This is a genomic window from Polaromonas sp. P1_E1_2, from assembly GCF_056406035.1.
The window spans coordinates 1-1,766 of the sequence record NZ_JBFUAZ010000745.1; the positions used below are offsets into that span (position 1 = coordinate 1).

The window sequence follows — 1,766 nt, forward strand, 5'->3', positions numbered from 1 at the left end:
GTGCCTACCTTCAGCCTGGACAGCGGCGTGCAGTTTGAACGTAATGCCGGGTTCCTGGGCCGGAACTTTACCCAGACACTGGAGCCCCGGGCCTTTTATGTGCGTACACCCTATCGCGACCAGAGCCTGCTGCCCAACTACGACTCCGGGTCCAACGACTTCAACTTCGCCACGGTCTTTACCGAAAACGCATTTGTCGGCAATGACCGTATTTCAGACGCTAACCTGCTGACCCTGGGCGTTACCTCGCGTCTGCTGGATCCTGCGACCGGTGCTGAAGCTGTGCGTGTCGGCATTGCGCAGCGCTTTCGTTTTGAGGATCAGAAGGTGACCCTGCCGGGTGTATTGCCGGTCACCGACCGCATCAGCGACTTGCTGGTCGGGGCTTCCGTCAATTGGGTGCCGCAGTGGTCTTTCGACAGTACGGTTCAGTACAACCCGAAGACCAAGCAATCTGAGCGTGCRTCGATTGGCGTGCGCTACAACCCCAGCAATTACCGCGTCATCAGTGCCGCATTCCGGCGCCAGCGCAATGTCAGCGAGCAAATTGACGTGKGCTGGCAGTGGCCTATCAATGATTTGTGGGGCGACAAAGGAAAAGATCTGGGCGCTGGGCAGGGCCAGGGAGGCGGCCGCTACTATGCCGTTGGGCGCCTGAATTACAGCGTGCTGGACAAAAAACTGGTCGACTCGATCATCGGTGTTGAATACGATGGTTGCTGCTGGATAGGGCGCGTGGTTCTGCAGCGCTCTCAAACCGGGACCGGAAGCTCGGATACGAAAATCCTGTTCCAGCTTGAACTTGTGGGGTTTTCGCGCCTCGGCTCCAACCCCCTGGAAACCCTGAAGTCGAATGTTCCACGTTACCAATATCTGCGTGAGAATACCAGCACGCCAAGCCGCTTTACTACTTATGACTAATAACCGCGCCGTCTCAAGATTCCTTTTGAACTCCATTCAAGCCGCCACAACGGCCTTGGCATTGTCGATTGTGCTGATGGTGGGTGCTCAGGCGCAGGGGTTGCGGCCATCGGGTACATTGCGCCTGCCCGACGCGGCCACGGGCTCCCGGACTGCGTCGGCGCAAGGAAGCGCGCAGCGGCAGGCTGACTTCATTGTTGCCGTGGTCAACTCCGAACCCATTACCAATAATGAGGTTCGAAGCAAGTTGATTCGGACCGAGCAACAAATGCTTCAGATGGGCGCGACAGTGCCGCCGCGCAGTGAAATGGTCGGACAAATTCTGGAACGCCTGATCAGCGACAAGGCGCAGCTGCAAATGGCGCGCAATTCGGGCCTGCGGGTCGATGACAATGCCGTCGAAGCTGCGGTCCAGACCGTCGCCAGCCAAAACCAGATCACGGTCGACGAGCTGCGCAACCGCCTGAAAGCGGACAGGATTGACTATGCCCAATTCCGCTCGGAATTGAGGGACGAGCTTTTGGTCAGCCGCCTGCGCCAGCGAGAACTGGAGGCGCGTGCGACGGTTACGGAGCAGGAAGTCGACCAATTTCTGCGTGATCAGGATGGCGGCACCCCATCGTCTTCGCTGGCTCTCAACCTCGCGGAAATTCTGGTGGCCGTGCCGGAAAATGCCACGCCCGATCAAGTCGCAGCACTGCAGGCCAAGGCCCAGCAGGTGATGGACCGTGCCCGCAACGGTGCCGACTTCACGGCGCTGGCCGCCGAAGTTTCAGCGTCTCCCACGCGCGCTTCAGGTGGCCTGATGGGGCTGCGGACTGCAGACCGCTATCCTGATCTCTTTG

Annotated in this window: 2 protein-coding genes; both read left to right on the forward strand. The window is 59.2% G+C overall.

Annotation, left to right across the window (positions count from 1 at the left end; genetic code table 11):
- A partial coding sequence (locus AC1D1P_RS22425) for an LPS-assembly protein LptD (protein ID WP_477674506.1) occupies positions 1-921 on the forward strand: 921 nt, incomplete at its 5' end.
- 25 nt (positions 922-946) lie between these two features.
- On the forward strand, positions 947-1,766 hold an 820-nt coding region (locus AC1D1P_RS22430), incomplete at its 3' end, for a SurA N-terminal domain-containing protein (RefSeq protein ID WP_477674507.1).